General features: G+C 64.5%; 22 protein-coding genes and 1 tRNA gene. 15 read left to right on the top strand and 8 right to left on the bottom strand.

Annotation, left to right across the window (positions count from 1 at the left end):
* Positions 1-39: 39 nt before the first annotated feature.
* Positions 40-897, top strand: coding sequence for a hypothetical protein (locus C486_RS01820; RefSeq protein ID WP_008452376.1), 858 nt, complete (start codon positions 40-42; stop codon positions 895-897).
* A gap of 132 nt (positions 898-1029) precedes the next feature.
* Here the strand turns inward: C486_RS01820 and C486_RS01815 are convergent, their stop codons facing one another.
* Positions 1030-1551, bottom strand: coding sequence for a DedA family protein (locus tag C486_RS01815; protein WP_008452375.1), 522 nt, complete (start codon positions 1549-1551; stop codon positions 1030-1032).
* Between the two features lie 158 nt (positions 1552-1709).
* Here C486_RS01815 and C486_RS01810 point away from each other — a divergent pair, with 158 nt between their 5' ends.
* Positions 1710-2174 (top strand): metal-dependent hydrolase, encoded by a 465-nt coding sequence (locus tag C486_RS01810; protein ID WP_008452373.1) that lies wholly within the window; start codon positions 1710-1712, stop codon positions 2172-2174.
* A 35-nt stretch (positions 2175-2209) separates the two neighbouring features.
* Here C486_RS01810 and C486_RS01805 read toward each other — a convergent pair whose 3' ends face one another.
* Both C486_RS01805 and C486_RS01800 read right to left on the bottom strand, forming a co-directional pair.
* A complete protein-coding gene (locus tag C486_RS01805; RefSeq protein ID WP_008452372.1) occupies positions 2210-2722 on the bottom strand; it encodes a metal-dependent hydrolase in 513 nt (170 codons plus the stop codon).
* Between the two features lie 57 nt (positions 2723-2779).
* Positions 2780-3799 (bottom strand): lysylphosphatidylglycerol synthase transmembrane domain-containing protein, encoded by a 1020-nt coding sequence (locus C486_RS01800; protein WP_008452369.1) that lies wholly within the window; start codon positions 3797-3799, stop codon positions 2780-2782.
* A 262-nt stretch (positions 3800-4061) separates the two neighbouring features.
* On the opposite strand from C486_RS01800, the gene C486_RS01795 reads away from it, so the two are divergent.
* The 4 genes from C486_RS01795 (at position 4062) to C486_RS01780 (ending at position 8902) form a co-directional block, all read left to right on the top strand.
* Entirely contained in the window at positions 4062-5738 is a 1677-nt protein-coding gene (locus tag C486_RS01795; protein ID WP_275039786.1) for a sulfatase, read from the top strand.
* A 123-nt stretch (positions 5739-5861) separates the two neighbouring features.
* Positions 5862-6728: a hypothetical protein gene (locus C486_RS01790; RefSeq protein WP_008452365.1), complete on the top strand. Its 867-nt coding sequence runs from the start codon at positions 5862-5864 to the stop codon at positions 6726-6728.
* 92 nt (positions 6729-6820) lie between these two features.
* Positions 6821-7804, top strand: coding sequence for a glycosyltransferase family 4 protein (locus C486_RS01785; RefSeq protein WP_008452363.1), 984 nt, complete (start codon positions 6821-6823; stop codon positions 7802-7804).
* Entirely contained in the window at positions 7805-8902 is a 1098-nt protein-coding gene (locus tag C486_RS01780; protein ID WP_008452360.1) for a glycosyltransferase, read from the top strand.
* 697 nt (positions 8903-9599) lie between these two features.
* On the opposite strand, the gene C486_RS22115 is transcribed toward C486_RS01780, so the two are convergent.
* Positions 9600-9743 (bottom strand): hypothetical protein, encoded by a 144-nt coding sequence (locus C486_RS22115; protein WP_241432452.1) that lies wholly within the window; start codon positions 9741-9743, stop codon positions 9600-9602.
* Between the two features lie 21 nt (positions 9744-9764).
* Between C486_RS22115 and C486_RS22110 the strand changes: the two genes are divergently transcribed.
* From C486_RS22110 to C486_RS01750, 6 genes are all read left to right on the top strand, one after another.
* A complete protein-coding gene (locus C486_RS22110; RefSeq protein ID WP_241432451.1) occupies positions 9765-10235 on the top strand; it encodes a hypothetical protein in 471 nt (156 codons plus the stop codon).
* A 340-nt stretch (positions 10236-10575) separates the two neighbouring features.
* Positions 10576-11115 carry a FixH family protein gene (locus C486_RS01770; RefSeq protein ID WP_008452357.1) on the top strand — a complete coding sequence of 180 codons (540 nt, stop codon included), beginning with the start codon at positions 10576-10578 and terminating at the stop codon, positions 11113-11115.
* Positions 11116-11245: 130 nt separating this feature from the next.
* Positions 11246-12679, top strand: coding sequence for an FAD-dependent oxidoreductase (locus C486_RS01765; protein ID WP_008452355.1), 1434 nt, complete (start codon positions 11246-11248; stop codon positions 12677-12679).
* Between the two features lie 77 nt (positions 12680-12756).
* Positions 12757-13011 carry a hypothetical protein gene (locus tag C486_RS01760; protein ID WP_008452353.1) on the top strand — a complete coding sequence of 85 codons (255 nt, stop codon included), beginning with the start codon at positions 12757-12759 and terminating at the stop codon, positions 13009-13011.
* A 309-nt stretch (positions 13012-13320) separates the two neighbouring features.
* Positions 13321-14058: a cell surface glycoprotein gene (locus C486_RS01755; RefSeq protein WP_008452351.1), complete on the top strand. Its 738-nt coding sequence runs from the start codon at positions 13321-13323 to the stop codon at positions 14056-14058.
* Positions 14059-15370: 1312 nt separating this feature from the next.
* Positions 15371-16426 carry a hypothetical protein gene (locus tag C486_RS01750; RefSeq protein WP_241432450.1) on the top strand — a complete coding sequence of 352 codons (1056 nt, stop codon included), beginning with the start codon at positions 15371-15373 and terminating at the stop codon, positions 16424-16426.
* On the opposite strand, the gene C486_RS01745 is transcribed toward C486_RS01750, so the two are convergent.
* From C486_RS01745 to C486_RS01735, 3 genes are all read right to left on the bottom strand, one after another.
* Complete coding sequence (locus C486_RS01745; RefSeq protein WP_008452347.1) at positions 16427-17188, bottom strand: ParB/RepB/Spo0J family partition protein; 762 nt, start codon at positions 17186-17188, stop codon at positions 16427-16429. It abuts the gene before it with no gap.
* Positions 17189-17474: 286 nt separating this feature from the next.
* Positions 17475-17765 carry a hypothetical protein gene (locus tag C486_RS01740; protein ID WP_008452345.1) on the bottom strand — a complete coding sequence of 97 codons (291 nt, stop codon included), beginning with the start codon at positions 17763-17765 and terminating at the stop codon, positions 17475-17477.
* Between the two features lie 432 nt (positions 17766-18197).
* A tRNA-Met gene (locus C486_RS01735) sits at positions 18198-18348 on the bottom strand.
* Between the two features lie 102 nt (positions 18349-18450).
* On the opposite strand from C486_RS01735, the gene C486_RS01730 reads away from it, so the two are divergent.
* Positions 18451-19632 (top strand): DUF7115 domain-containing protein, encoded by a 1182-nt coding sequence (locus C486_RS01730; RefSeq protein WP_008452343.1) that lies wholly within the window; start codon positions 18451-18453, stop codon positions 19630-19632.
* On the opposite strand, the gene C486_RS01725 is transcribed toward C486_RS01730, so the two are convergent.
* Complete coding sequence (locus C486_RS01725) at positions 19629-20042, bottom strand: DUF5830 family protein (protein ID WP_008452341.1); 414 nt, start codon at positions 20040-20042, stop codon at positions 19629-19631. The two genes, C486_RS01730 and C486_RS01725, sit on opposite strands and share 4 nt — an antisense overlap.
* A 193-nt stretch (positions 20043-20235) precedes the next feature.
* Here C486_RS01725 and C486_RS01720 point away from each other — a divergent pair, with 193 nt between their 5' ends.
* Both C486_RS01720 and C486_RS01715 read left to right on the top strand, forming a co-directional pair.
* Positions 20236-21210: a transcription initiation factor IIB gene (locus tag C486_RS01720; protein WP_008452339.1), complete on the top strand. Its 975-nt coding sequence runs from the start codon at positions 20236-20238 to the stop codon at positions 21208-21210.
* A complete protein-coding gene (locus C486_RS01715) occupies positions 21207-21437 on the top strand; it encodes a hypothetical protein (RefSeq protein ID WP_008452337.1) in 231 nt (76 codons plus the stop codon). The genes C486_RS01720 and C486_RS01715 overlap by 4 nt, the downstream gene beginning before the upstream one ends.
* The last annotated feature ends 9 nt before the right edge of the window (positions 21438-21446 follow it).

Raw genomic sequence — 21446 nt, 5'->3', positions numbered from 1 at the left:
ACCGGAAACCTTTCGTGTTCCCTGTCTGTCGAGCGGAGCATGCACCGTCGCCAGGTCCTCGCAAGCGGGGCGGTCTGCCTCGCGGTCCCGATTGCCGGGTGCGGCCATCCGGCCGTCGTCCTCGATCTGGACGCAGCGACGGCGGACGAAATCGCGGCTGCGGTGTCGATAACGGCCGAACCCGGTTCGGAGGAGTACACGCTCGTGTCGACCGCCAGCGAGAACGGGTCGGCCGTGCGGAGGGGGCGGTCCGACCTGTTCGACCGCACCGACACGGTCCGGATCGACGACTCCTTTTACCGCGTCTCGGAGACGCGACTCGGGAGCGAGCCGGTGACGGTCTACGAGGTTCGCATCGATTTCGACCCGGCCGATTCGACGACGGAACTCGGTGAGATCGACTACGACGACCTTCCCGGCGTGGATCGCCAGCGCCTTGCCCCGATCGTCTCGGCAACTGCCCCACCCAATCAGGACGGCGACGACATGGGCGTCGACTACGGAACGGCAGCGGACGTCGGGACCGAGTCGGTGTTCGTTCCGAAGCAGCAGTACGACATCGTCGTCCACGACGGGAGTCGATATCGGGTTACGGTCGATTCACGAACCACCACCGAGACCGAGTACCGGTACGAGGTGACCGACGTCGTGTCCGGCGTCGAACCGTTCGCCGATCGCGTTCGATCGCGGTACCTGTTCACGCTCGCGGGCCTCTCAGATGCCGAACGTGCGGTCGTCGAGGAGGCGATCAGCGAGGGGTATTTCGAGGACGACGATGCCTTCCGGTCGGTGGTCGACCGGATTCGAGCGCACGAGGGCATTCGTGAGGCCGAGTTCTACGGCACGTGGCTCCTCGAGTACGACGGCGTCGAGTACCTCACCTATGTCGAATGGTAGCTACCGACAGTGTTCGAATCCGTTCTCCTGCCCGCTCTCTGTCGGTTCGGTTTCGGTCGCTCCCCCGCCGGCCTCGAGAAATCGCGGTCCCGTCGTCGGCCGCCGAGGCTCGCAGACGCGGTCCCGATGCCGTCAAACGAGGAGATAGCCGCCGAGCAGGTAGAGGGCCGCGAGGATCGACTGGAACGACAGCGAGCCGGCCGCCGACAGCACGAGAAACGAGCGCCGGTCCATCTCGGAGAGGCCGGCGGGGACGGTGAGCAGCCCCCGGACGAACAACAACGTATTGCTCACCGGCACGGCCAGCGGCCCCCAGCGGTCGAACCAGCCGTCGAACCGCTCGAGTCGCGACTCGGTGATCGGGACCCAGCGCGTTCGGAGGGCGTACTCCCGGCCGGCCCGCCGGACGACCCCGAACAGGAGGAGTTGTCCGATCGTCGTCCCAACGACCGCGAGGACGACGATCGCGACGGCCTCGACGATCGACGACCCGATCAGCGCCAGCGCAGCCGGGACGACGAGTTCGCTCGGCATGAACCGCAACAACATCGCGCCCTCGAGGATGCAGATCCCGAACAGCACCACGAACCCCAGCTTCGACGTGAACAGCGACTCGAGCCAGTCCGGTGTCTCGGTGAGTTGTAGCGGGACCATGCCAGTCGTTCGTCTCGGATCTGACACCACTCGACCACTGAAAGCATCGGCTTGCGCCTGCTACCTGCGTACGTATCGACGCGCTTCGATCGGCGACGATGACACTCCGATCAATGACACAAACTATACCTGACGGACGGGCGTAGGGGGCGGCATCGATGGACCTCGGGCGGCTAACGTTTCTCACCGTCGCGTTCGTCACACATGCAGTCGTCGGCTACGCGCTCGTTCGTGGCTTCACCAGCGTCGACCGGCGAACGGGGGCGTGGCTGGGCCTCGGATTCGGGTTCGCGCCGGACGCGGACTTCCTCTTTCCGGCGGACTGGGGGTGGCCGTTCGTTCACCGCGGCATCACACACGCCCCGCTGTTCGCGCTGGCGGTCGTCGGCGGAGCGTACGTCGTGTCCCGACGGCGATCGGTCGCGCTCGCCGTCGCCCTCGGGCTCGGCTCACACCTCGTGATCGATTCGCTCTCGACGATGGGCGTGCCGTGGCTGTTCCCGCTGCGGCTGAGTTGGAACGCGGGGCTCGACGTACACGGGCCGATCGGGACGGTCCTGCTCTGGGCGCTCTCGATCGGCATCCTCGCGTCCCGAACCGACGACATCCCGTGGCTCGCGTAACCGCACTTGAAACCGGCGCTCGAGCGCGCGGTCGCTCAGCCTGCCGGCGCACCCGCTGTGGGGTCGCCGATCGCCAGAAGCAGTGATACGAGCAACGCGACCGTGCCGGCGAGTAGGACCGTCCGATTGATCCGCTCGTTTTTCGATTTGAACCAGTCGAGGGTCACGTGGACCCGCGAGACGGGCGCAAACGGGCTGATTCCCATCGGCGTCACGATGTCGCCCGCGAGATGGGCGAGGATACCGCAGGTCCCCACGACGAATCCAAACCCGAAGCCGAACCAGCCCCCGGAACCGAACCCCGTGTGGGCGACGAGCACCGTCCCCACACCGGCACCCAGCCCGACCAGGAGGGCGAACCAGACGGTGTGCGTCGGCCCGCGGTGATCGATCCACGGAAGTCCCTGATCGAAGTCGGGCAGGGTCGCCGCGGCGAGCGCCAGCACCGCACCCCAGAGCGCCATCTCGAGCGAGTAGCCGGTGCTGATCACGGGGAGGAAGGGCGCGTACAGGAGCGCGTTGAATCCGGCGTGGCCGTCCCGGTACATCGCGGTCGGTCGTTCGTCTTCGGAGTCCCGGCGGGTTAACTGCTCGGATCGGCCCGCTCAGGTGACGGTCCGAATGCCGAACGCGGACACGGACGCGCCGCCGATGAGGATCGGCAGCCAGTAGAACGCGCCCCTGAAGAGTAGGACGGCCGCCGTGACGACCGACGCCGCGACACCCGTCGTCGGGACCAGCAGCGTGACGAACGCGGCCTCGATCCCACCGAGGCCGCCCGGGAGCGGGGCCGCACCGGCGATGTTCGCGAGCGGAATCGCGAACAGCAGGACGTACACCGGAACGCTGTGCCCTAAGGCGGCAAACGCCGCCAGCAGCGCCGCGGCCTGGAAGAGCCACCCACACAGCGAGAGTCCGATGATCACGCCGAGACGCCATCGGTTCGTCGCGATCCGCTCGATGTTCTCGAAGAACCGCCCCATTCGGTCCGTCAGGTCGTCCTCGAGCGTCTCGGAATCGAATCGTTCGAGGCCGAGTCGCCCGATGCGGGGCGCGATGATGGCCGGAAGTCGCTCGATGATCGTCTCCCGGGACCGCCAGACGAGCACCATCACGATCGTGATGGCACTGAGCAACACGACGGCCGACCCGACGGCCGTCTCGAGGCGGTCATCGACGGCGGCGGTGGTCGCGTAGTACCCGACGCCGACGAAGACGAGCGAGATCGACGGGATGACGTTGAGGACGTCGACGCTGGCGATGCCGACGAGCCCGGTTTCGTAGCGCGAGTCGGAGACCCGGGAGATGAGCAGCGCCGCGACCGGTTCGCCCCCGGCCTGGCCGAACGGGGTGACGTTGTTGGCGAAGACGGCCCCGGCGTAGACGAAAAACGACTTGACGAGCGGTATCTCGACGCCGAGCGTCGCGAGGACGGTTCGAAGCATCAGGCTCCAGGCGGCGAGCCAACAGATCGCGAGGCCGAACGTCGCCGCGACGAGGACGGGGTCGGCCGAGAGCAACGAGTCGAGAATCGGGCGCGCACCAACGACGAAAAACAGGACGGCGAGGAGCGCGATCGCTCCGAAAACGCCGATGAGAAACGCGCGCCGGTTTCGCTCGTCCATAGCCGATATGGATCGTCGTCCGACTTGAAACGTCTGATCGGTGTCAATCGTTTGTCGGTCGGATGACGGACGCTCGGTCGAACTCGCTCCGACGCCAGCGGTCGCTTCGGAACGGTTGTAATCCGGGATTGGCTGGCAATCGGGCAGTGGATCGACGGCGACCGCTACGGCTCAATACCCTATTACGACGGAGTACAAGCGGTTTTCACGCTGTATTTGCTCTATAACAAATTACCGACCCGCCAAGTGGCCCAGTGGTCCGATGACTGATTTCGCGCACCCGGTAGCGTCGTCTCCGCGTGCCAGCCACGGGGCGGACTCGCGGTCGACGACTCGAGGACGCACAGCGGGCCGCGCGAGGCGAGGCGAGACGCCGCCAGCAAACGTTCTGTTCGTCGTCTTGGACACGGTCCGGAAGGATCACCTCGGTCCGTACGGCTACGACCGGGCGACGACGCCGGTCCTGTCCCGGTTCGCCGCGGAGAGCACCGTCTTCGAGTCGGCGGTCGCGCCCGCACCGTGGACGTTGCCGGTCCACGCCTCGCTGTTCACCGGACGCTATCCGAGCCAGCACGGAGCCGATCAGGGGAGCCCGTACCTCGACGACGCCGCGACTCTCGCGTCGGCCCTGTCGGCTGCGGGGTACGAAACGGCGTGTTTCTCCTCGAACGCCTGGATCACGCCCTACACCGGGCTGACTGACGGGTTCGACGAACACGACTCGTTTTTCGAAGTCCTCCCTCGAGACGTGCTCACCGGGCCGCTGGCCGGCGCATGGCGTGTCGTCAACGACAGCGACTATCTGCGCGAGCTGGCGTCGACGCTCGTCAGGCTCGGGGCGATGGCCCACGAGCGGCTGGCCAGCGGCGACGGGGCCGACACGAAGACGCCGTCGGTCATCGATCGGACGATGTCGTTCATCGACGGCAGCGAGAGCGACCGCGGCTGGTTCGCGTTCGTCAACCTGATGGACGCGCATTTGCCCTACTATCCGCCCGCGACGTATCGCGAGACGTTCGCGCCCGGCGTCGATCCGGACGCCGTCTGCCAGCACTCGAAGGAGTACAACGCCGGCGTCCGGGAGATCGACGACGAGGAGTGGGCGGCCATTCGCGGACTGTACGACGCCGAGATCGCCCACATGGACGCCGAACTCGGTCGCCTGTTCGACTGGCTGCGCGCGACCGACCGGTGGGCGGAGACGACGGTCATCGTCTGTTCGGACCACGGCGAACTCCACGGCGAACACGGCCTCTACGGCCACGAGTTCGCCCTCTACGACGACCTGATCAACGTCCCGCTGCTGGTGAAACATCCCGCCCTCGGAGCCGGGCGGCGCGACGATCTCGTCGAATTGCTCGATCTCTATCACACGACGCTCGATGCGCTGGCCGTCGAGCCCACCGCGGTCGCCGGGACCGGGACGGGAAACGACCCCGTCGCACGCGATTCGACGCGCTCGCTGCTCTCGAGCGAGTACAGGGCCTTCGACGAAGTCGCGGACCCGGACCCGGGCCAGCGAGCCGTCATCGACGGCCACGACGGGACCGAGTACGCGTTCGTGGAGTACGCCCGACCGGTCATCGAACTCCACCACTTGAAGCAGAAAGCCAGCGAGGCCGGCATCACGCTCCCGGCGGACCACCGGGCCTACTCGCGGTTCCGGGCCGCTCGTAGCACCGACGCCAAGTACGTCCGCGCCGATCTCGTCGCGGACGAAGGGTATCGGCTCGACGACGATCCACGCGAGGAGTCGCCGATCGATCCGTCTGACGACGATATCGTCGCCGCAACCGAACGGGCGCTCGCCCGATTCGAGGACGCCGTCGGCGGCGGGTGGGACGTTCCGAGCGACCCAGCCGCCGGCGAGTCGGACGCCTTCGCCGAGGCCGACGCGGCGACTCGAGATCGGCTGCGCGAGCTCGGCTATCTCGAATGAACCGCCGCATCGATCGTCGGCGAGATGCGGTAATAACCGATAAATCGGCCGATTGGGGCGATACCGGTGACTTTCAGGAACCAATAAGAATACAGGGGTCGAATCGAAAGGTAGCCACAACGGATGGACGACCAGCACTTCCTCGAGTCGGAGTGGGATTATTGTCTGGTGCTGGATGCGTGTCGATACGACGTGTTCAGTGCGGTGTACGACGAGTATCTCGACGGAACCTTGGAGAAGCGCTGGAGTACGGGGTCCTCGACGCCGGAGTGGGCGTATCGGACTTTTACCGGCGAGCACGATATCGCGTACTTCTCGGGGAATCCCTTTATCAACGATCTCGGAATTCCGCTGAACGAACTCAAGTGGGGGGCGAGTTGTGACTACGAGTGGTCGGCGGCGGAGCACATCAGCGACGTCTTCGACGTCTGGAAGTCCGGGTGGGACGACGACCTCGGAACGGTCCCGCCCGAGAGCCTCGCGGAGGCGTTCCGAAACAACCGCGAGGCCGTCGCGGAGGCCGAACGGACGGTGCTGCACTACATGCAGCCACACGCTCCCTACCTCTCCCGTGGGAAAGGACAGAAACTCAAACAGATCCAGAAGGGGATCCGCAAACAGGAGGCAGCCGAGAAGGGAACGGACGGCGGCGACGATGGTGGTGCGCTCTCGTCGCTCGGCGACTCGATCCGGCCGAAAGTCGAGACCACGCTCGAGGGGAGTGAACTTGCCCAGAAGGCGGGCCTGTGGCTCGAACTCGATCCGACCGACCTCGTCAAGAACGGCACGCGAGAGGCGGCACTGGAGCTCTACGAGGAGAACCTCCGGATCGCACTCGAGTCCGTCGCCGACCTGGTCGAGGAACTGGACGGGCGCGTCGTCGTGACCGCCGACCACGGCGAGGCCTTCGGCGAAGAGGGCGTCTGGGAACACCACATCGAAACGCACATTCCGCCGCTGATGGAGGTGCCGTGGCTCGAAGTCGAGTGAGTCCCGCGCGGTCGGACGGCGCACGCGACCGCCGGTTCGGACCGAAACGCTCGCGCATCGGGCGGTAATCGCGTTCAGACAGGGGATCCGGGATGAAGATCAGCCACTACTTCGAGTTCGAGGACCACGTCACCGGCGGCATTCACGAGTCCGTCGTCCACCAGCGGAAGATGCTGGATCGACTGGACCTCGAGTATACGGTCGAGCCGACGCTCGACGCCGACGTGTTCCACTGTAATCTCATGGGGCCGCGCTCGGTCTGGTACGCAAAGCGGGCCCGGTCACTGGGCGTGCCCGTCGTCGCGAACACACACGTGACCGCGGAGGACTTCGGGGACAGCTTCCGATTTACCAACGCCCTCGCGAAACCGCTGTCACCCTACCTCCGGTGGGCCTACGGGCTGGCCGACGCGCTGGTCTGTCCGTCGGAGTACAACCGGGACCTCATCGAAACCTACACCGACATGCCGACGACGGTCATCTCGAACGGCGTCGATCGAGCGAAACTCGCGGGGTTCGAGTCGCTCGAGGCCGAGTACCGCGATCGGTACGATCTCAGCCCGCCGACCGTCTTCCTCGTCGGCCACGTGATCAAGCGCAAGGGCCTCGAGACGTTCGTCGAACTGGCGCGTCGGCTGCCGGCCCTCGACTTCGCGTGGTTCGGCCCGCTGGACCTCTCCCTGAAGGGACGGGAGACGACGCGCCTGATCGAGGACGCCCCTGACAACTGTACGTTCACCGGCTTCGTCGACGACATCCGCGGTGCGTACGCGGCGGGCGACATCTTCTGTTTCCCGACCCACGAGGAAAACGAGGGGATCGCGCTGCTGGAGGCGATGACTGCCGGGAAACCACTCCTCGTCCGGGATATCGAGACGTTCTCGTGGCTCGAGGACGGCGAGGACTGTCTGAAGGTTGCCGACGCGGGCGTAGACGGGTTCGCGGCTGCGCTCGAGCGACTCAAAGAGCCGACGCTCCGGAACCGGCTCGGAACGAACGCCGCCCGCCGCAGCGAGGCGTTCTCGCTGTCGACGGTCGCGAACCGATATCAGTCGCTGTACGACGAGGTGTGCTGAATGAAAATCGGATTCTTTACCGACAGCTATTTTCCCGAGATAGACGGCGTAACGTATACGATCAAACTCTGGCGCGAGGAGTTAGAACGCAAGGGCCACGAGGTGTCCGTCATCTATCCGGACGGCGACTACGAGCCCGGTGATCGCGAGTTCCCCGTCAGATCGCTGCCGAACCCGTTCTACGCCGGCTACCGAATCCCGCTCGCCAGACGGGCATCGACGCTCCCCGACCTCGACGTCGTTCACTGTCACGGCCCCGCACCGATCGGTATCCTCGGCCGGTACTACGCCTGGAAACACGATCTACCGACGATCTACACGCATCACACGCCTCTCGAGGAGTACTTCCACCAGAGCATCAAACTCGAGTCGATCGCGGGGCTGCTCTCGAAGCTGTACGTGCCCGGCGAGAACGCCTTCCTCAGGAGCTTCGACGTCGTGACCGCGTCGACGGAGCGGATCGAGCGCGATGTCGAACACGTCCAGCTCCCGGTCGGGATCGATATGGACTTCTTCCAGCCCACCGCGGCGGACTGGTATCCTGATCGGACCGTCATCGGCTACAGCGGCCGACTCAGCATGGAGAAAAACGTCAACGAGATCCTCCGGGCCGCCGAAGCGCTACCGGCGTACGATTTCGTCATCGTCGGCGAGGGCCCGTACCGCGACTCCCTCGAGCGGGCAGCACCGGACAACGTCGAATTCCGGGACTTCCTCCCCCGCGAGGAGCTGCCGACCTTTTACTCCTCGATCGACACCTTCGTCACCGCCTCGACCGCCGATACCCTCGGGCTCTCGACGCTCGAGGCGAACGCCTGCGGGACGCCCGTCGCGGCTACCGACGCGCCGCCGTTCGACCGGACGATCGGTCCCGACAACGGCGAGCGCTTCGCGTACGGCGATCTCGATTCGATGGTCGAGGCCATCGAGACCTGTCTGGCGACCGACCGCGAGACCAGAGCGGCCGTCGAGCGCTACTCGGTCGGCTACACCATGGACCACCTCGAGCAACTGTATCACAATGTCCCGCTCTCGAGGGACGAGGCGGCGACGGATGTCGAGAGCCCGTGGCGATTCTCCGAGGAAGAGCGGAGCTGAACGCTACATCTGAGCTGCTCGCGTTCGCTCAGTACGGTCACCAGTAACGGATATACCGAGCGTAGGGGGATATTCCCGAGGTGCAATCGTCGTAACTGCGCCGTTAGTCATCACTCACACAAACCAGAAGATGGGCAGACCCTAAAGCGATCTGTCGGTTTTGACGAGAACTGAAACACGGTGCGCGTAACGACGGAGAACGTGATGGTCGGTTATAACTGGTGTGTCCGTGCGACGATAGTGGTCATTCACTCGAATGTGATGAGCCCGATCCGCCGCCGATGCCGGACGGCCGTTTCGCAATATTCCCGGAAAGAGACTATCGTGACGGACTCAATATCTGGATTGGTCACACCGGTAACTGTATCTGGGTTGGAGAAGAGCACGAGAGTAAATGGTGTACGCCGTCTGCGGATCGGGGGATGGCGCTCCGAGTGTGTCCGCTCTCCGGGATGCGTTCGAAAACGCAATCAATAGGGCCGCAGATGCAGCCGGAGTTGCAATTCCAGGAGTCGTGGTGACGGCCCTCGCGTACTCCCTCGCTGCGAGTACTGTCGCACCGCCGGTTGGTGTGCCGCTCGTGTAATCGACATCGATGTCCCAACAAAACTCCGAGTTCAACCCGACGCACGTCTTGATCGTAACCGGCGATCAAGCGGCCGGGATTCGCGCGACGAACGCCGCGATTGACGCGGCATTAGATCACGCGGACACCGTCGATATCTGGCTGTCCGAAGATCAGTTGGCTGACGATCACCCGGATCTCGTCGCATCCCTCCGTGACGCGTTCGCTCGTGTGAACGACGAACGTTTCAGGGGAGATGTCGATGATGTTAGACACAGTCTCTCGGAGTTACTGTCGATGACTTCCTTTCACCGGTTCGTCTCGCTAACGCGTTTAGACGCGTCTCGAGACGGACAGCGACTGCTCACTTACGTCCCGGATCATCCAACGTTCAAGATCGATGCGTCCGTGAGTCCCGATCTCGACATTGCTATTCGGAGCAGTATTGAAAGCGAATCGGCAGCACTCCTTCCAGCCGGAACACTCGCCGATTGGTACGCTGATGGGCAACACTATGAGCTCTCGCCGCCGAACCTCTGTCTCGAGGGCGAGGGGTGTAACAAGCTGACGAACATAACCAGCGTTGATCTAGACGACGAACGCCGCGAGATCCGTCTTGAGTGGGAAATCGGTTCGGACTTGACAATAGCAAAGATAATCAATAAAATTGGCCCTACGAAGCCGAGGCAGTTGCAGTTTGATTCGGCCGAACGATACGAAGCCGTCGCGAGGGTATTCGAAGCACTCAGCACCGAACTCGACTGGTAGAAACGCTGTTGCTTTTCGGTCTCCGCTGTACACCTGTGGAACCGCACGGTCTCATTTCCCCCTCTGCGCCGTTAATCGGCTCCGTCGCGGCGTTCCTCACATCCGTTGCTTCGATCAGAAATAGAGACCGTCACGAGTCGCATCCGACGAGGACTCGTCGCTGTGGCCGTACACGAGCCGCGTGACGTCGTTCGAGGAGCGCGCTCGCGATTATCGTGTTGTCTCTCACGTTACATTCCCGTCCGAGAATCGAACCAGAACGACATAGATACCGTGGCTCGTCGTCCCGGATACGATGAGACAGACGAGATACCTGCTTGTAATCGGAGTGACCGCGTTAGTGCTGCTCAGCGCCGTTGGGCCGGCCGTGGCTCACGACACCCAAGATGTCGCCGGGAACGAGGTGACTTTCGGCGGCGCGGACGAGCCGCTGGTCACCGGCGAGCGGATGTGGCTCGAGTTCGAGATCGTCGACGCGGAATCGGGCGAGCCGGTCGAGAACGTCTCGGAGAACCTGACCGTCTCGATCCAGTTGGAGGGGCACGAGAAGACGGCCCTCGAGAGCAGCGAAAAGTACGGCGAGCCGGGCGTCTACGAAGCCCCGGTCGTCTTCACCGAGGCGGGCGACTACGTCGTCCACCTGGAAGGGACCATCAACGGGGAAGCGGTGCACACACACTTCGAGAAAACGGTTACCGATCGTGCCACCCTCGAATATCCAGGTGACGATGCCCAGTCCAGCGCCGGCAGCGACGAGTCGCAGTCCGACGGGAACGAAACGCAGTCTGCCAGTTTCGCATCGGCGACTACCACTGCTGTCGCCGTCGGTATTGTCGGGATCGCAGCAGCGGGCGTGATGGTCCTCCGTCGTCGCCGATAACGCCGGGTCGGTCGGTTCGTCGCCGGAGTGGTGACCTGCTTCGGCTCCGATCGACGTCCCGTCGCTGCTTCGGCGCTGACGGTGCATGGGCAGTTAGCAGTTATATGGCTCGCTGGACTCTAGTGGTGGTATGAGCGATCCGTTCGTCGTCGTCGGCGGTGACGCAGCGGGAATGTCAGCGGCGAGCAAGGCCAGGCGTGCCGCTCCCGACCGCGATATCGTCGTCTTCGAGCGGGGCGAGTGGGTGTCCTACGGTGCCTGCGGACTTCCCTACTACATCAAAGGGGAGATCCAGTCGCTCGAGGATCTCGTCTCGGTGACCCCCGAGGAGTTTCGCGAGGAACGCGACATCGACCTCCGGACCGGCCACGAGGTCGTCGCCATCGACACCGACGAGCGGACGGTCACCGCCGAACGCGAGTCCGGAACGGTCGTCCAGCCGTACGGCCACCTGCTGATCGCGACGGGCGCGGAGTCGGTGGTGCCGCCCATTGACGGGGTCGACCGGGACGGCGTGTACACCCTCGGCTCGATGAGCGACGGGCGGGAACTGCGCGAGTACGTCGCCAGAGCGCGCGACGACGCGGACCTCCAACAGCCCGACCGGGGGCCGGCCTGTCGGTACCTCGAGGACTGCACCGGTCCGGTCGCGGTCGTCGGCGGCGGCTACATCGGGATCGAGATGGCCGAGGCGCTGGCGGCGAACGGCTTCGAAGTGAACCTGTTCCAGCGCGGCGACCGCGTCTTGAAGGGGTTCAGCGACGAAACGAGCGAGTACGTCGCCGAGCACCTCCGAGACGAGGACGTCGTGCTCCACCTCGATGCCGAGGTCCGGGCACTGTCGGGTAATGACCGCGTCGAGGCGGTCGTCACGGCCGACGACCGCATCGAGGCCGAGATGGCGTTGCTCGGCACCGGCGTTCGTCCGCGGACCGACCTCGCCGAGGCCGCCGGGATTGCCCTCGGCGAGACCGGGGCGATCGCTACCGACGCCTATCGCGAGACGAACGTCTCCGATGTCTACGCCGCGGGCGACTGCGCCGAGGCGACACACGTCGTTACCGGCGAGCCAGCGTACGTCCCGCTGGCGTTGACCGCGAACCGGCACGGCCGCGCGATCGGCCGGACCGTCACCGGGACGCCGACCGAAGGGGGCGACATCGCCGGCACGGCGGCGGTCAAGGCCTTCGACAGCGAGGCCGCTCGAACCGGGGTTCTGGACCACGAGGAGGCCCGTGCGGCGGGGTTCGATCCGGTAACCGAGACGGTGACGGCGAAATCGCGCGCTGGCTATTACCCCGCTGACGGGACCGTCACCGTCACGCTGACCGCCGATCGCGATTCCGGTCGCGTCCTCGGTGCAAGCCTCGTCAGCGAGTACGGCGAGGGTGCGGTCCATCGGAGTCACGCCATCGTCGCAGCGCTCGAGGCGAAGGCGACCGTCACCGATGTCGAGAACTACGACCTCGCGTACGCGCCGCCGTTCAATACCACGTGGGACCCGGTTCTGGTCGCCGCGAAGGTACTCGCCGGGACGCTGCGAGACGCCGACTCGGAGCCGTGATCGCCACGCCACCGACCGCCGCCGGCGAGGCGGATCGGGAACTACCAAGTGGTTCACCCACGACAGATCGAAACCTCATGACCGACGGCACGCTCTCGCGTCTCCGCACCCGGGTCCGGGATCGGCTTGAGGGGCTCCGGTGGTGGATCGCCTTACGGGTCGGCGGAGCGCCACGATGTGCGGAGTGCGGCGACGAGGCGGCGTGGATCGCCGAATCGGAGGGGGAACCGCGCTGTTTCAAACACATTCCGAGCGAGGGAATGGATGCGATACGGGACGTACGGCCCGCGGACTGCTTCGCTGACTGGGACGAGGCGTCCGCCGACACCTGATCACCTGCGGTGCCGGTCCAGTCGACGGTGGGTTCCACTCGCGGCCAAGGACCCTGCCGACATCCGCGCAGCGCAGCGAGCGGCCTCGAGATCGGTGCGGCTGAGTCGGGTCGTCTCGCCTCGAAACGGTCCGAACGGGACTCGGTCCGAGCGACCGTCGGTCGGTGGCTCGATTGACAAGCACCGCGTCGTACTCGTCGCCGAAAGCCGACGCCACCGCGAGATGCGTTCCAAACACCCGACCCGGATGGCAGTTCGGACGGCGGCCCGCCCGAAACACGTATCAACAACCCATCCAATTAGGGTGATATGAACCGCCGAACACTGCTCCTGGGAAGCGGCGTCGCAGTATCGACCGTGCTTGCGGGGTGCTCGAGTGATGATTCTGCCGACGAGGGCAACGGCGGGAACGGGACCGACACTAGCGACGGGTCGGCGGGGTCGGACGTCGACACACTGCGTTCGATCGGAGAGACGATCGATCGCGACGACCCGCTGTTCGATCCTGAGGCGGAGCGCTACGAGGGCAGCGGCCGGAAGAGCGTTACCGACCTCTCGCTCGACAGCGGACTCACGACCCTCGCCTTCGATCACGATGGCACCTCGGATTTCGTCGTGCTGCTTGGCGGCGACGACGAGGCTGTCCTCGTCAACGAGACCGGCGCAGTCGATGGCGCGACCGCAATCGCGACATCGGCGGGCGACTACGTGCTCGATGTCGCTGCTGACGGCGACTGGACCCTCCACGTCGGACAGCCGCGTGCACCCGATGCGGCGATCCATACACCGCCCGCCGAGGCGAGTGATACGGGTCCGGCCGTCGTTGGACCGGTGGCGATCGAGGACACAGCGACCATCAGCGGCGAACACGCTGGCGAGAGTAATTTCATCGTCATGGCCTATACCGAGGCCGATAGCGGTCAGTTCGCCGGCGAGGAAGTGTTCAACGAGATCGGCACAGTCGAGAGCGAAACGACGGTCGACCATCCGGGTACCGTCTGGATCGACGTCCAGGCCGACGGCGACTGGTCGCTCGAGGTCGAGTAATCGCACGGCAACTGCGGTCCCGACTCGTGTCTCGAGGCGGAGCACCACGCTGGACGCGGAGCCAACGGTGACTCGCTTTCGTGACAACCACGGTTCTCCTCGGACCGGCGCGTCTCGGAACGGCGGCGGGTCCGGTGACGGATGGGATGTGCCCGCCGCCGGGTCCAGGAGTGCTGCCAAGGGGCTGATTGGATCGAAGTCTGTCGCGCACAGCAGGTACGCGACAGTCGATACGTTCGGTGGCATCTATATCAACAGTTGGCCGATTCCGACTCCGTTGGAATCGACCTGCCCTTTCGAACGGTCAGTGTCTCGACCTGCCATCGCGAGCGTTCGAGGACGTTCCCGAAATCGCACCGGAGATCGGTCGCGAACGGTAGAGCAGCCCCGCCGGCGAATTCCAGCCGAACGACTGACCCGAGACCGACAGCACGCGGAAGACCAGCAGTCGGACGAAGTGGCCGGCGACGAGTCGGAACCGACCGGTAACACTGCTGTTACCTGTCTCTGTTGGAGATGGAACGAATGGTGACCGACGCGAGGTACCGATGGCGAGAGACACAAGACTCCAACCGTCGATCCGCTCCGAGATATCGACACGCTCTCGCCGCATCTGCGGTCGGTTGGCACACTCGACGCCATCGTGATCCCAGGTTCACCCACCACTGGACACACCATGGAGGTGCCGTCCCGCTGCCGGCCCCTGGCCGGGAGTTCCGACCAGGACACTGCTCGTCCGTCAGGTCTGTCTCCGTTCGTTCTGGCCTGGGTATGCTCGCAGGACGTAGCAGTTGGCCAACAAGTTTATGCCGCACAACGACGAAGCCGTAGCTGGCGAGGAACGATTCAGTCGTTGCCCTGACGGAATCAGCCAATCCGAGACAGACGGTCCTCGCCTCCCGAGATCGGCCCGGACGTCAATAGCCACGATGTGTTCCGATCTCGGTTTCCCCTCCCCCTGCCTCCCCCACCTCGGCAGGGGCTGGGACTCCGACGACAGCCTCGACCGGCTGTTTCTCGAGCACCACTGCGAGTGAGTCGAATCGCGCCAGAATGGATTAGCATGTCGGCCCCTCCGCTGGCGTTACTCTTGTAGTCTCTCGGACGGACAACGCCGGCGATGCCGCTCGGCCGACCTCGAGCTCACCGAATTATCGCCTCGAACCCGGACGCGGAATCGAACGCTGACTCGATTCGCGTCGGCGAATCTCGCAGGCGAGGCCGGGGAGTCACGACCACAGTGGTGATCGGAACACACGCGATACCACTCATCTCACAGAAGGATCAAGTGAGATGAACGTAACGGGTGCGTATGGAACGACGCCATGTCCTGATGGGGATCGGCGGTGCGACGGCAGTACTTGCGGGGTGTAACAGTAGCAGTGACGAGTCGGACGGACCGGAGGGGCCGTTCGCCGATCTGCAGGAACTCCCCGAAACCGAGGCGTTACTAACCCAGCATCGGCGCACGCTCGACGACCGGTCCTTCACCTCCGAGGAGGAACGCATCGAAAACGCCTCCGAAATGGGGGCCTCTCAGCCGACTACGCAGACGATCCGCAGTGGTGAGGCCGGGACGCTCGTCAAAGCGGACGACATCGCCAGGAATCTCAGTAGCGACGGGAGGCAAGCAGTGTGGTTTACCGGCACTGCGCGTATCAGTCGGATCACGCACACGTTCAATCCGGACGGCATTACGCCGCCATATATCGATACAGAGACCGTGTCACGAATCGTTTCCGTGGCCGAGCTCGAGCGGGTCGACGTAACCGGTGACGACCAAGAGGTGTACGTGTTCGAGGCAAGTAGCACCGACGAGGAAACGGCACGAGAACTCGATCTCGATGTCGACGCGATCGACGTTCGGATGGAGATCGCCGCAGCAGGTTATATCCGCTCGATTGAGACGGAGCTTACCGCTGCAGAGCCCGCTGACGCTGAGCAAGCGACCACCACTATGTATCAGTACGACGTGACCGAGCTGGGCGACGTACCCGTTTCCGAGCCCGACTTCGTCAGCGACGCCGTTCGGATCGAGGGCGAACTTTCCGAGGACGGTTCGGCGCTCGTCCTCGACCACGCAGGGGGGCCCGCCGTGTCCGCCGATACCGAACTCATACTCCGGGATGCGAACGTCTCGCAGCCACAACGAGGGGCGACCTTCCCAACGGCATTCGAATCGGGAGACGAAGCGCACGTCTACTGGACCGCAACCGATGAACCCGCGATTAGCATGGGCGGTGCCCCGTCGGAAGTCGCCCGGGAGATCGCCGTCCCCTCCCAGCCCGAAGAACAGGGCGTTTTCCTCTCCGAACTGCCCGAGACGGGACCCGAACGGTTCGTCGTCCGAATCGGACCGCGGGAGTAGTCAGGCCTCGGTCCGCTCGCCGTCCGCCGTGTCTTCCGTTTTCGGCCCGGTCTCTCCACTGTCGATGTACTCCCGCTGGATGTACGCAGCCTGCTGCCCATCGAGACGCGACTCGATCCGTCGGAGTGCCACGTGGCGCTGGGACTCGGAGTAGCCCTGCAGATGGTACCGAGCCCACGTTCTCGCCGCGTACAGTTCCCGCTCGTAATGGATATCACAGGGTATCGACTCCAGCCCCGCGACGTAGCTGGCCCAGACGCGCTTGTGACCGTTGAGGAGTTCGAAGCGGTCACCACAATCCCGAACGATCGGGGGTGGATCGGGGCGACCGCGGTCACGGATCGCGGCGATGTAGTCGCGGTTTTCCTCCACGGAGAAGTTCCGCGAGTGGTACGGATTCGGATCGATGGCGTCGAGTGTGAGTTGCGTCGGCTCCAGTTGACCGATCCGGCGGAGTCTCGACTTCGGAAACGAGTAGTGGCGGAGCCCGTCCCGGTTTATCTGGGCGAGTGCGAGTGGGAGTCCACCGGTGTAGCGCGGATACGCATCCTCGAGGTCGTCCCGAAAGACGACAACGACGACCGGATCGGTGGCTGGGTAGTCCGGATTCGAGTCCGCGACGGTGCCTCCGGGAACACGCCAGTCCGCCGCGACCGCATTCGGTGTTTTGACCACGACCGCGGGACTGGGTGACGTATCATCGGCATCGATGACGATGTCGCCGGGCCCGATCGACGGCCCCTCCGAGCTCGTATCAGACATCGGTACACTCTATCGAACGAACGTGTTTGAGCGGTATAATTGACACGTTCTATCCGATGATTGTCACACACCCATCAGTCTCACCGCACTCGAGGACGTTATCCGGGTTCATCGGCCGCCTCGAAGACATCCAGCGGCAGTAACAGCTAACTTACTATCGGGACCTGTGGAGGGACTGCAAGCGATCGACGGACGACGGGACCGCCAGTGGTGCGAAAAATATGTAGCGGGGACGGTATCTCGTGTCGATACGCCGTGACGTGTCACAGCGGCGCGAGGCCGCGTTCTATGCCGACCGGATCGTGATTTCGAGACTATCGGGCACGTCCAGTTCGACGACATCGTTGGGATCGCCGTCGAAGAGGATGCGGTCCTTGCCGCCGCCCACGTACCCCTTCGCGACCGCAGTATCGTCGCGATTGTCCCGCTCGAGGTGATCTCGCTGGAAGAATTCCTGGCTCTTGTACTTGGCGCTTGCATCAGGGACTTCGATGTCGAACTTCCCGCTTGCACCACCGGGCGCCTCCACGACGACTTCGTTCTCGTAGGCTGCTGCCGCCGTGCCGGTGGCGGCCACACTCCCGACAGTCAGTACCGCTGCCGTCTTCTTTACAAACGATCTCCGACTTGGTACACGTTTATCCAACATGCGGACTAATATATTATACGTCAGTAAATAATAGTCTAGCCTAATTAGATTTGGCACGAACAATACAATCAGATTCTCCTGAATGCGTGTAGCGGCTGGCCGTCGCCCCGGTATAGTACCGTGCCTGGCCGGCGGTCGTCCGCCGGCGGCGAGGCACCGACTCAGCCGCGACAGTCCTGGGCAAGTATCCGAGATGGACGCTCTTCCCGCCGTCGCCTTTCTCGTCGCGGCTGTGGCTATCCGACTGTCCTCTTTTGGGGGTGAGGCGGTTCGCTCGGTTGCGGTGCCCAAACCTCTTGGAACGGACTTACCCACGTCGATGAGAGGAATCTCACGTAGGCATGTACTGGAAGGAAGTAGTGCCCGGGGAGGGCTCCGAACCCTCGATCTCCGCATGTCCCAGGTTCGAGGCTCGGCAGTCCTCGAGGGACACGGAGGCTTCCAAGGCGAAACCGCACCGAATCTCTGAACCCTATGAGTGCGGCGCTATGTCCAGCTAAGCCACCCGGGCTCGATTACGAGTAGTGGGGTGTGTTTCTTTAAGCTTTGTATTCGGAGTCGCCGTGCAACGTGGACCCACGGATTTATCACATGGTATTACGAACTCCGCTGCATGAGCGTTCCCGGTATCGTCCAGTCTACTCTCGACGGCGAGGAGATCGCGGCGCGTGTCTCTCTTGGAAGCGATGACGAACTCTTCATTACCCCCACGAGGACGATCGTGTACCGCGCCGACGGACTGCTGAGCGACGAATCGGCAGACGAATTCCCCCACGACGCCGACCGCCTGACAATCTCCGAGGGCCGACGCAAGACGAAATTCGTTCTCGAGTATCCCCTCGACGGCGAGCGAACGTTTACCGTGCCCGGCGGGAAGACCGATGACGTGTTACACCCCGTCCTCGCCGGCGTCTTGAACGGGAACGGGATCACCGATCCGGGCGAGACGGTCGTCAAGACCTACCGCTTTAGCGAGCTGACGCTCATTATCACGAGCGATCGACTCGTCAAACACATCGGCAGTGCCGTCTGGGACGGGGATTACGAGGAGTATCACTTCGGCGACGTGACCAACCTCGACTTCGAGGACGGGAGCGTTGCCACACAGATCGTGCTCACCGCGAACGGTCGGCCCCAGCGGATCAAGGCGCCGAACGAACAGGCGAACGACCTCCGGGAGCGACTCAAGCGGGCGCTGTTCGACTACCACGATGTCGGCTCGCTGGCGGAACTGAACGAGGCAGTTGGCGACGATGACGAGTCGTCGGCCAGTAGCGAGGGGGCGGTCGATTTCGGCGGTGGCGTGGACCCGCTCGATGCCGACCCGCCCGAACCGGACGACCGCGACGTGACCGGTGAGCCGGCGACCGGGACGAGGGAGGCAGGGGCGACCGAGTCGCTGGCCGGCGGTCGTAGAGACGAGACCGCGACCGCCGATAGCGGGTCAACGACGACGAGAGCCGATAGGAGTGAGAGCCAGCCAGCATCGTCGACATCGCGGGCGGCAACGCCGACTGCTGATCACGATCACGCGTCCAACCGCGACGGGACGACGGACGTCGCGGAGGCGGAGACGGGATCGGTGTTCGAGGCCGCCGAGGCGACTCCGTCGTCCCCTGACGACGCCGGCGCGGCGACTGCGGAAGCCGACCGGGCGGTCGTGGCCGAAACCGACCCCGAACTCCTCGAGCGAGTCGAGTCGCTCGAGGAGGCAGTCGACCGTCAGAGCGAGATCATCGAGCGACAACAACAGACGATCGAGCAGTTGATCGCGGAGCTCCGGCAGGGGCGTTAGTCGTCCCGACCGGTCACTTTTCGAATACACGACGAGCCGAAGGGACCGAGTTCACCGGCCTCGAGGTCGATGAAATAGCCGGTCGAGAGCCCCGAACCACAGCGTCGACAGGAAAAGTCCCCTTCTTTCGTGATGACGTCCTGCCCGAAGCGGACGTACTGGCGACTCTTCGGGCGGACGATCCCGTCGTCGCGGTCGATGATGCCCCGGAGTTCGGCCTCATCGAGGATCGTCCGCGTTATCGTCGGGTCGCTCGTCACCGTCTCGATTCGGTCGACGGCATCGGCCAGCGAGAGCGATTCGTGCTCGAGGCGGGCGAGCAACGCCAAGCCGAGGGCGACGCGGTCGTCGTCGGCTTCGAACGGGTCGGCGTCGCCATCGGCTCCGGTCCGATCGCCGTCGTGATCCATCGGTCTGTGCTGTTGGCTCGGTCGGAATAAACGTTGTCGCTCTCGAGTTCAACCGCCATGGATCGGGGAGAGAAGAACGCCGGCGGCCGTTCCCACGCCGTGGGAATCCACCGGTCGTTGATACCTCCGCTTCACGCCAGTCCAAGCAAAGGCATCACACGGCCGGAGCACGGAGTCCGGCGGAGAGAAACCAATGAGTCAGACGACTGTCGATACGGCTGTCGAGGGATCGACCCGGAACGGAGAGCGCGAGCATCCTCCCGAGCGACAGGGGGCGGAGTGTCCGGAATGTTCCGGCTCGATCCGTCACGATGCGGAACACGGCGAGCGGACGTGTACGGAGTGTGGGCTCGTCCTCGATGCGGACGCGATCGATTACGGCCCGGAGTGGCTGTGTCTCGACGACGAGGAGGACCGACGCCGGGTCGGCCCACCGGTCTCGTCGATCAAACACGATCGGGGACTGAGCACGACGATCGGCTGGCGAGACGAGGACGCGTACGGCAACCGGGTTTCGGAGCGCAAGCGCGAGCGGCTCCGGCGGTTGCGGACCTGGAACGAGCGGTACTCCTCGAAGAACGCGCAGGAACGGAACCTGAAACAGGCCTTCGGCGAGATCGAACGCATGGCGTCGGCGCTCGGCCTGCCGAAGCCGTGTCGCGAAACCGCCGGCGTCCTGTACCGTCGTGCCGTCGACGAGGACCTGCTCCCCGGGCGATCGATCGAGGCGATGGCGACCGCCTGCCTGTACGCGGCCGCGCGACAACACGGAACCCCCCGGACGCTCGTCGCGTTCGAATCGGTCAGCCGCGTCGAGAAGCTCCCGGTTCAGCGCGCGTATCGGTACCTCTCGAGCGAACTCGGACTCCGGATCGAACCCGCCGATCCGATTCACTATCTTCCACAGTACGCGTCGGCGCTCGAGGTCAGCGACGACGCCGAACGGCTGGCCCGGGAGATACTCGAGGCGGCCAAGGCCCACGACCTCCACAGCGGGCGGAGCCCGGCCGGATTGGCCGCCGCGGCGATCTACGGCGCGGCCCGACTGACGAACGAACGAGTCACGCAGGCGACCGTCGGCGAGGAAACCGGCGTCAGTTCGGTGACGGTCCGGAACCGATATCGCGAACTCCTCGACGCCTACGAGGAGAGTCGCGACCACCGATGACCCGACGCGAACTCGAGCGGGCGGTTCTGGCAGCGCTGGCGGAACAGTCCCCCTGCTACGTCGTCGACCTCGCTGCTGCGATCGACGAACACCCGGTCGCGGTCGAGACGGTCTGTGCCAGCCTCCGCGACCGGGGGGAGCTCCGGTCGATCGGCTACCGGCGGTACGACGTCACCGCGGCGGGCCGGCGACAGCTCGTCGACGGACCTGACGACGGCCCCATCTAAGCGGCGGCG

It is taken from the genome of Natrinema gari JCM 14663 (genome assembly GCF_000337175.1).
Classification (GTDB): Archaea; Halobacteriota; Halobacteria; order Halobacteriales; family Natrialbaceae; genus Natrinema; species Natrinema gari.
Note: the sequence above shows the minus strand (reverse complement) of the source record. Positions and strands in the feature narration are given on the sequence as shown.

Bases quoted from the DNA above. Each gene is read 5' to 3' on its own strand.
- C486_RS01820 (WP_008452376.1), top strand. From the start codon at position 40: ATGCACCGTCGCCAGGTCCTCGCAAGCGGGGCGGTCTGCCTCGCGGTC.
- C486_RS01815 (WP_008452375.1), bottom strand. From the start codon at position 1,551: ATGGTCCCGCTACAACTCACCGAGACACCGGACTGGCTCGAGTCGCTG.
- C486_RS01810 (WP_008452373.1), top strand. From the start codon at position 1,710: ATGGACCTCGGGCGGCTAACGTTTCTCACCGTCGCGTTCGTCACACAT.
- C486_RS01805 (WP_008452372.1), bottom strand. From the start codon at position 2,722: ATGTACCGGGACGGCCACGCCGGATTCAACGCGCTCCTGTACGCGCCC.
- C486_RS01800 (WP_008452369.1), bottom strand. From the start codon at position 3,799: ATGGACGAGCGAAACCGGCGCGCGTTTCTCATCGGCGTTTTCGGAGCG.
- C486_RS01795 (WP_275039786.1), top strand. From the start codon at position 4,062: ATGACTGATTTCGCGCACCCGGTAGCGTCGTCTCCGCGTGCCAGCCAC.
- C486_RS01790 (WP_008452365.1), top strand. From the start codon at position 5,862: ATGGACGACCAGCACTTCCTCGAGTCGGAGTGGGATTATTGTCTGGTG.
- C486_RS01785 (WP_008452363.1), top strand. From the start codon at position 6,821: ATGAAGATCAGCCACTACTTCGAGTTCGAGGACCACGTCACCGGCGGC.
- C486_RS01780 (WP_008452360.1), top strand. From the start codon at position 7,805: ATGAAAATCGGATTCTTTACCGACAGCTATTTTCCCGAGATAGACGGC.
- C486_RS22110 (WP_241432451.1), top strand. From the start codon at position 9,765: ATGACTTCCTTTCACCGGTTCGTCTCGCTAACGCGTTTAGACGCGTCT.
- C486_RS01765 (WP_008452355.1), top strand. From the start codon at position 11,246: ATGAGCGATCCGTTCGTCGTCGTCGGCGGTGACGCAGCGGGAATGTCA.
- C486_RS01760 (WP_008452353.1), top strand. From the start codon at position 12,757: ATGACCGACGGCACGCTCTCGCGTCTCCGCACCCGGGTCCGGGATCGG.
- C486_RS01755 (WP_008452351.1), top strand. From the start codon at position 13,321: ATGAACCGCCGAACACTGCTCCTGGGAAGCGGCGTCGCAGTATCGACC.
- C486_RS01750 (WP_241432450.1), top strand. From the start codon at position 15,371: ATGGAACGACGCCATGTCCTGATGGGGATCGGCGGTGCGACGGCAGTA.
- C486_RS01745 (WP_008452347.1), bottom strand. From the start codon at position 17,188: ATGTCTGATACGAGCTCGGAGGGGCCGTCGATCGGGCCCGGCGACATC.
- C486_RS01730 (WP_008452343.1), top strand. From the start codon at position 18,451: ATGAGCGTTCCCGGTATCGTCCAGTCTACTCTCGACGGCGAGGAGATC.
- C486_RS01725 (WP_008452341.1), bottom strand. From the start codon at position 20,042: ATGGATCACGACGGCGATCGGACCGGAGCCGATGGCGACGCCGACCCG.
- C486_RS01720 (WP_008452339.1), top strand. From the start codon at position 20,236: ATGAGTCAGACGACTGTCGATACGGCTGTCGAGGGATCGACCCGGAAC.
- C486_RS01715 (WP_008452337.1), top strand. From the start codon at position 21,207: ATGACCCGACGCGAACTCGAGCGGGCGGTTCTGGCAGCGCTGGCGGAA.